This window comes from Streptomyces sp. DH10 (genome assembly GCF_029813805.1).
Taxonomy (GTDB): domain Bacteria; phylum Actinomycetota; class Actinomycetes; order Streptomycetales; family Streptomycetaceae; genus Streptomyces; species Streptomyces coeruleofuscus.
This window is the reverse complement of the sequence record NZ_JARVKU010000037.1, coordinates 44,017-51,366: the sequence shown is the minus strand read 5'-3', so window position 1 is coordinate 51,366 and position 7,350 is coordinate 44,017. Positions and strand designations below refer to the sequence as shown.

General features: G+C 71.3%; 8 protein-coding genes. 3 read left to right on the top strand and 5 right to left on the bottom strand.

What is annotated here, in order from left to right:
* Positions 1-32: 32 nt before the first annotated feature.
* The gene (locus QC385_RS41645) at positions 33-932 is read right to left on the bottom strand and encodes a D-alanyl-D-alanine carboxypeptidase family protein (protein WP_279546618.1); all 900 of its coding nucleotides are present in this window, start codon (positions 930-932) and stop codon (positions 33-35) included.
* A 208-nt stretch (positions 933-1,140) separates the two neighbouring features.
* On the opposite strand from QC385_RS41645, the gene QC385_RS41640 reads away from it, so the two are divergent.
* Both QC385_RS41640 and QC385_RS41635 read left to right on the top strand, forming a co-directional pair.
* A complete protein-coding gene (locus QC385_RS41640; RefSeq protein WP_086851734.1) occupies positions 1,141-1,791 on the top strand; it encodes an FCD domain-containing protein in 651 nt (216 codons plus the stop codon).
* On the top strand, positions 1,788-3,080 hold the full coding sequence (locus QC385_RS41635; RefSeq protein WP_279546617.1) for an MFS transporter: 1,293 nt from the start codon (positions 1,788-1,790) through the stop codon (positions 3,078-3,080). The genes QC385_RS41640 and QC385_RS41635 overlap by 4 nt, the downstream gene beginning before the upstream one ends.
* A gap of 1 nt (position 3,081) precedes the next feature.
* Here QC385_RS41635 and QC385_RS41630 read toward each other — a convergent pair whose 3' ends face one another.
* Both QC385_RS41630 and QC385_RS41625 read right to left on the bottom strand, forming a co-directional pair.
* Entirely contained in the window at positions 3,082-3,825 is a 744-nt protein-coding gene (locus tag QC385_RS41630; protein WP_279546616.1) for an SAM-dependent methyltransferase, read from the bottom strand.
* 185 nt (positions 3,826-4,010) lie between these two features.
* A complete protein-coding gene (locus tag QC385_RS41625; protein ID WP_279546615.1) occupies positions 4,011-4,835 on the bottom strand; it encodes a maleylpyruvate isomerase family mycothiol-dependent enzyme in 825 nt (274 codons plus the stop codon).
* Positions 4,836-5,027: 192 nt separating this feature from the next.
* On the opposite strand from QC385_RS41625, the gene QC385_RS41620 reads away from it, so the two are divergent.
* On the top strand, positions 5,028-5,825 hold the full coding sequence (locus tag QC385_RS41620) for a carbon-nitrogen family hydrolase (protein WP_279546614.1): 798 nt from the start codon (positions 5,028-5,030) through the stop codon (positions 5,823-5,825).
* 10 nt (positions 5,826-5,835) lie between these two features.
* Here QC385_RS41620 and QC385_RS41615 read toward each other — a convergent pair whose 3' ends face one another.
* Both QC385_RS41615 and QC385_RS41610 read right to left on the bottom strand, forming a co-directional pair.
* On the bottom strand, positions 5,836-6,327 hold the full coding sequence (locus QC385_RS41615; RefSeq protein ID WP_279546613.1) for an LURP-one-related/scramblase family protein: 492 nt from the start codon (positions 6,325-6,327) through the stop codon (positions 5,836-5,838).
* Positions 6,324-7,322, bottom strand: coding sequence for a helix-turn-helix domain-containing protein (locus QC385_RS41610; RefSeq protein ID WP_279546612.1), 999 nt, complete (start codon positions 7,320-7,322; stop codon positions 6,324-6,326). Before QC385_RS41610 ends, QC385_RS41615 begins: the two co-directional genes overlap by 4 nt.
* Positions 7,323-7,350: the final 28 nt, after the last annotated feature.

The following is a 7,350-nucleotide window of genomic DNA, read 5'->3' as shown; positions in this document are numbered from 1 at the left end:
GAGCCCCCCTTCCTGGTGCCCGTCCTGCTTCCCTACTTCGCGAAGCCGTAGTTCAGCAGCTTCGTCGCGTCCGTCTTCCGCGTGGTCGCGTTGGTCGAGGCGAGGACCGTGCCGATGACCGTCTTGCCGTTCCGGGTGGCGGCGAAGACCAGGCAGTACTTGGCCTCCGGGCCGGAACCGGTCTTCACGCCGATCGCGCCGGAGTAGCTCGAGAGCAGCGGGTTGGTGTTCTCCCACGGCGCCATCGTCCGCGTGCCGCCGGACTTGGTGGTCGTCTTCGCCGTGTACTTCTTCGTCTTGACGACCGTGCGGAACGTGGAGTTCTTCATGGCGCTGCTGGCGATCTTCGTCAGGTCGCGCGGCGTGGAGTAGTTGGCGCCCTTGCCGATGCCGTCGAACGAGTCGAAGTGGGTGTTCTTCAGACCCAGGTCCTTGGCGGTGGTGTTCATCTTGCCGATGAACGACTTCACGCGCGCCGCCCGCGTCGAGCCCGAGCCGAACTTGTCGGCGAGCGCGTACGCCGCGTCGCAGCCGGACGGCAGCATCAGGCCGTACAGCAGCTGGCGGACGGTGACCTTGTCGCCGACGATCAGCTTGGCGTTCGACGCCCAGTTGTTGTCGACGATGTAGTCGCTGTACGCCTTCTGGATCGTGACCTTGCTGTCCAGGTTGAGCTTCGGCTGCTTCAGCACCACCAGGGCGGTCATGATCTTGGTGGTCGAGCCGGTGGAGCGGCGCGTGTCGGCCGCCTTGGTGTAGAGCGACTTGCCGGTCGCGTTGTTCATCACGTAGCCGCCCTGGGCGGCGATCGTGGGCGCCGTGGCGGCCTGCGCCGGCGCGACGGTGAGGGCTCCGGTCGCGAGCATGGCGCCGGTGGTGACGGCGGCGGCCGCGGCTCTGCGGAGACGGGTGCCCTGAATGCCGGTTATCAAGTGAAGTACCCCGATTACGTCGAATGCCCCAACGGTGCGGCCGAGTTGAGGACGAGGGGAAAGGGGCCGCACGTGTCTGACTCGTAACTAGCACACCTGGTTGTGCCATTGCCGAGCGGGACCCCCTCTTTGCCACAGATGTGTGACATTCGAGTCCGCATACTGGACGAATGCATCCATGCGTACGTGTTGTATCTATCCTGTCGGCATGACCTTGGCCGTGAAGCAACCTCCCGCCGCCGACCGCGTCTACACCCACGTCAAGCAGGGCGTGCTGGAGCGCCGTTACGAGGGCGGGACCCTCCTCACCGAGGGCGAGCTCGCGGAGGCCGTAGGGGTCTCGCGCACGCCGGTGCGCGAGGCGCTGCTCCGGCTGGAGGCCGAGGGGCTGATCCGGCTCTACCCGAAGAAGGGCGCCCTCGTCCTGCCGGTCTCCGCGCAGGAGATCGCCGACGTCGTCGAGACACGGCTGCTCGTCGAGGAGCACGCGGCGCGCAAGGCCGTGCCCGCGCCCGCCGGGCTCATCGAGCGCCTGGAGGAGCTGCTGGCCCGGCAGAAGAAGCAGGCCGCCGCCGGAGACCTCGCGGGAGCCGCCGTCACCGACCGCTGCTTCCACGCCGAGATCGTCCGCAGCGGCGGCAACGAGATCCTCTCCCGCCTCTACGACCAACTGCGCGACCGCCAGCTGCGGATGGGCGTCGCCGTCATGCACTCCCACCCCGACCGGATCGCCAAGACCCTCGCCGAGCACGAGGAGATCCTCCAGGCGCTGCGCGCCGGGGACGCCGAGGCGGCCGTCGCGCTGGTCCACCGGCACGTCGGCTGGTTCTCGCACCTGGCCCGGGGGGAGGTCCGATGAGCGGCACGCTGCCGGGCGACCCGCCGGGCGGCCGCCGCGCGCTGGCCGTCTGGGGCATCGGCGTCTCGGTCTACTTCGTCGCGGTCATCTTCCGCACGTCCCTGGGCGTCGCCGGCCTCGACGCCGCCGACCGCTTCCACGTCAACGCCTCCGCGCTCTCCACCTTCTCCATCCTCCAGCTGCTGGTCTACGCGGGCATGCAGATACCCGTCGGCCTGCTCGTCGACCGGCTCGGCACCAAGAAGGTGCTGGCCCTCGGCGCGGTGCTGTTCACGGCCGGACAGCTGGGCTTCGCGTTCTCCCCGTCGTACGGCACGGCGCTCGCCTCCCGGGCGCTGCTCGGCTGCGGTGACGCGCTGACGTTCATCAGCGTGCTGCGCCTGGGCAGCCGGTGGTTCCCGGCCCGGCGCGGGCCGCTCGTCGCCCAGTTCGCGGGGCTGGCGGGCATGGCGGGCAACCTCGTCTCCACGCTCGTCCTGGCCCGGCTGCTGCACGGCATCGGCTGGACGGCGGCCTTCGCGGGCAGCGCGGCCGCCGGGGCCGTGGTGTTCGTGCTGGTGCTGCTGTTCCTGAAGGACCACCCGGAGGGTCACGAGCCCGAGCCGGTCCCGCACCAGGGCGCGGCCTACGTTCGGCGGCAGATCGCCGCCGCCTGGCGGGAGCCGGGGACGCGGCTCGGCCTGTGGGTGCACTTCACGACCCAGTTCCCGGCGATGGTGTTCCTGCTGCTGTGGGGACTGCCCTTCCTGGTCGAGGCCCAGGGACTGTCCCGGGCCACGGCCGGTGAACTCCTCACGCTCGTCGTGCTGTCGAACATGGTCGTCGGCCTGGTCTACGGGCAGATCGTCGCCCGGCACCACGGGGCGCGGCTGCCGCTCGCGTTCGGCACGGTCGGGACGACGGCGGCCCTGTGGGCGGCGACGCTGGCCTACCCCGGCCCGCACGCCCCGATGTGGCTGCTGATCGTCCTGTGCACGGTCCTCGGGGCATGCGGGCCCGCGTCGATGCTCGGCTTCGACTTCGCCCGCCCGGCGAACCCGCCCGAGCGGCAGGGCACGGCCTCCGGCATCACCAACATGGGCGGCTTCGTGGCCTCCATGACCACGCTGTTCGCGGTCGGCGTGCTGCTCGACGCCACCGGCGACGACTACACCGTGGCCTTCTCTTTTGTGTTCGTGCTCCAGGCGCTCGGGGTCACGCAGATCCTGCGGCTGCGCAAGCAGGCGGCCCGGCGCGAGCGGGAGCGGCTTGTGGCGAGCCGGGTGGAGACGGTGCACGTACCGGCCTAGGTCAACGGGCCACCATCGGTACCAGGGTGAGGTACGCCAGGCCGAGAACGCCGCGGTAGGTGAGCCAGGCGGCTCGGTGCCGGTCGGCGCGCTCCCGGGTCTCGTCGGCCAGGGGCTCGCCGGGGTGCCCGGCGAGCCACACCTCGGTGTCCGCGAGGTACGCCGACTCGAACTCCTCCCATTCGTCGAGGCTCGCGGTCTCCGTCCACTCCGGCCGGAACCCCGCGTCGACGGCCAGGCCGACGAGGGCCGCGAGGTCGGGATGGTCGGTGGCTTTCGCGTCCGGCCACATGCGGGACAGTTCGGCCTCGGTCGGGGTGCGCTGCCAGAAGCCTTCGCCGAGGAGGACGCGGCCGTGGTCGGTGACGAGCCTGCGGAGTTCCGCGAGGGCTTGGGGCAGTTCGCTGCCGAGGGCTTGGCTCGCGCCTACGCACAGGACGAGGTCGGCGGGGCCGTGGGGGGTGCCGGTGGCGGACTCTTCGAGGAAACGGACTCGGGTCGTGAGGCCTCGTGCCTCGGCTGCCTTCCGGCCTCGAGCCAGGTCCTCGGCGTTGAGGTCGATGCCGGTGCCGGTCGCCTCCGGGGTGGCGGCGAGGGTGCGGAGCATGAGTTCGCCCCAGCCGCAGCCGATGTCCAGCACCGTGGCGGGGGCGTGGCGGGTGAGGCGTTGTACGAGGGCGTCCGCCCGGGTCTCGGACAGGGGGCCGTGGAAGGTGAGGCGGGTGTGGCGGGGCGGGGTTGTCATGCGCAGGGACGGTACGGGGAGTGGTGGGTCGGCGGCACGGGGTTTTCCGGTGCTGGTGCCGAGCCGGGGTGGGTGCGCAGCTCGGCGCGGCGAGGTGCCGCTGCGCCCACCCGTGCCGCCCTGGGGGCACCTCCCAGACCCTTAAGGCACTGGGGGAGGCACGATTGCCCGCAGCTAGGGGCTGCCTACTTCGTCACCGTGAAGTTCCTCAGGATCGCCGCCGTCAGGTCCGGGTCGCCCTCCGTCTTCAGCCTGTCCGTCACCGACTCCGGCGTCACGCGGCCGCAGGCCAGGCGGACGTACGTCTCCCAGTCGAGGGTGAGCGTGGCGGCGGGGCCGAGGGCGGGGGCCGTTTCCAGGGTGCCGCGGCCCTGGATGTCGACGCGGATCGTGCGCAGGAACTCGATGGGACCGTGGACGTCGAAGACGACGGCCGAGCTGCGCGGTGCCTGCGCGTCCTCGGCGACCACCCGCGGGAGTTCGCCGAGCAGCACGTCACGGGCGACGTGCGCGCCGGGGGAGTCGAGGTTGCCGGGCCGGCCGAGGGCCGTGCGCAGGTCCTGCTCGTGCACCCACACGTCGAAGGCGTGCCGGCGCATGGACTCCTCGAGGGTCAGCTCCGTGCCGAGCGGGCCGCGCACCTTCGTGCCCGGGTCGCGCGAGTCGTTGCGCAGCTGGCGGTTGCGGCGGATGATCACGTACTCCAGCTCGGAGGTCATCTCCGGCGCCGTGTGGTGACGGCGGACGTCGACCTGCATCTCCATGTAGCGCTGGTGGTCGTTCGTCACGTGGAAGAGGTCGCGCGGCAGCGTGTGGATGGGGCGCGGGTCGCCCAGCATCTCGCAGTCCAGGCCGATGACATGGGAGACCACGTCCCGCACCGACCACCCGGGGCACGGCGTCCGCCGGTTCCACTCGGCCTCCGCGAGCGGCTGGAGCAGCTCGGATATCGCTTCGATGGAGTGGGTCCAGGCGTCGGCGTAGGGCTGGAGGGTGGGATGCAGACTCACGGAACGGGACCCCTCGGCGGTCGGTGCACGGGCAGGTGGTGGCGGTTGCCAGTGGGAGGTGGCGGCTGTCGGCGGGTGTCTTGGCAGCTAAGTTACGCTGCTGTGAGGCACCCCGGCAGTGCTTTCGTGTGACGATCGTAGGCCCGTGGGGAACCCCTTGTTGGACGGGCCGAATGCCAGGACGGTGGTAGTGTGCGCGCCTCTGTGATCCAGATCGCCGTAGACGAGGGCGAATCGGTCGAATCACGCCGTCGGCGGGCGGCCTCGATGGTCCGCGAGCAGGCCGGGGCCGATCTCGTCGTCCTGCCGGAGCTGTGGACCACGGGTGCCTTCGCCTACGAGGAGTTCGGGCAGGAGGCGGAGCCGCTCGAAGGGCCGACGTACGAGGTGATGGCGAAGGCCGCGAGCGACGCCGGCGTGTGGCTGCACGCGGGGTCGATTCCCGAGCGTGATCCGGACGGTCCGCTCTACAACACCTCCCTCGTCTTCTCCCCCTCCGGCGACCTCGCCGCCGTCTACCGCAAGATCCACCGCTTCGGCTTCGACAAGGGCGAGGCCGTGCTGATGGGCGCGGGTGCCGAGCTGGTGACGGTCCGTCTGCCGGCGACCACCCTGGGCCTCGGCACCTGTTACGACCTCCGTTTCCCCGAGCTCTTCCGCGGTCTCGTCGACGCCGGTGCCGAGACGCTCGTGGTCCCGGCGGGCTGGCCGGAGCGCCGCCGGACCCACTGGACGCTGCTGGCTCAGGCGCGGGCGGTCGAGAACCAGACGTTCGTCGTCGCGTGCGGAACGGCCGGGACGCACGCCGGAGTTCCCCAGGCCGGTCACTCGATCGTGGTCGACCCGTGGGGCGAGGTGCTGGCCGAGGCGGGCGCCGGCGAGGAGGTTCTCACGGTGGACTTCGACCCCGGGAAGGTCGCCACCACCCGTGAGCAGTTCCCGGCGCTGAAGGACCGGGTGCTGGGACTCCAGCCCCCTCGCAGGCCCTGAGGACGCGCCCTCAGCCCTCCCGCTCCTTCTCCGCCAGGTGGATCACACACACCGCGACCGCGATCAGCAGCGCCGGATCCGCGTCCTCGTGGACGACCTCCATGCCGTAGGTGTCCCGTACGGTCAGCCACCGCCGGGAGACCACCGCCAGCAGCTCCCCGTCGTACTCGACGGCGAACTCCCGGTCGAGGATCTTGCCGCTGACGTCCAGCTCGCTGCCGTCGGCCAGGGACACCCGGTAGTGGTTGCGCAGCAGGGACAGCCGTTTGCGGCGGATCGTCGCCAGCGGCTCGCCGCCCCGCTGGAGCACCATCGTGTCGCGCAGGGCGAGCATCTTCTGGTGGATGTCGACGAGGACGCGCCCCTGGGTGTCCTTCAGTTCCCAGGTGTCCCGCAGACGCAGGGCCTTGCCGTCGACGAGGAACACCTTGGAGCCGCTGTCGTCCTCGATCCAGTAGTCGTCGCCGAAGCCGAGGAGCCGGTCGTACACGAGGAATCTCATGACACCAGGGCTTCCCCGGCGCCCGCTCCGAAACGCCGTCGATAGGCCGACGGGCTGAGCCCGGTCACCCGCCGCAGCCGGTTCCGCAGGTTGGCGGCCGTACCGAGCCCGCTGCGGGCCGCCACCACGTCCAGCCGTTCCTCGCCCCGCTCGATCAGCCGGCAGGCCAGCGTCACGCGCTCCCCCGTCAGCCACGCGAGCGGTGTCGTCCCGAGCTGGGCGCGGAAGCGCCGGTGGAGCGTGGCGGGGCTGACACGCGCGCGTGCCGCCAGGTCCGCCACCGTCAGCGGCTCGCCCAGCCGCTCCTGCGCCCACTCCAGCAGGGGTGCCAGGGACTCGTCCCGCACGTCCGGCACCGGCCGCTCCACGAACTGCCGCTGCCCGCCGTCCCGGTGCGTGGCGAACACCAGCCGCCGGGAGACGTGGTTGGCGATCTCGGCGCCGTGGTCCCGGCGCCAGACGTGCAGCCCGAGATCGAGCGCGGCCGCGCTGCCGGCGGCGGTGAGGAGGTCGCCCTCGTCCACGAACAGCACGTCCGGCTCCAGGAGCACCTTCGGGTGCAGCCGGCGGAAGGAGTCCGCCCAGCGCCAGTGCGTCGCCGCCCGCCGCCCGTCCAGCAGTCCGGCCTCGGCGAGCGCGAAGGTGCCGGTGCAGAAGCTCATGACCCGGGCGCCACGCGCGTGTGCGCGCCGGATGGCGTCGAGCACGGCAGGGCCGCGCGGTACGACGTTGTCCGGCCGGCCGGGTACGACCAGCGTGTCCGCCCGGTCCACGGCGTCCAGGCCCCGGACGCCGGTGAGCGTGAAGAAGCCGTGGTTCATCCGGATCTCCGGCGCGGGCGCGCACAGCGACACCTCGTACAACGGCCCCGGCAGCCCCAGCTCGGGCCGTGGCAGTCCGAACAGTTCGGTGGCCACGCCGACCTCGAAGGGGTTGGTGCCCTCGTCGACGATCACGGCGACCTGGTGCGGACGATGCGAGGATCCTTGCGACATGTGCGATTCCTAGCACTCGTACGAGACG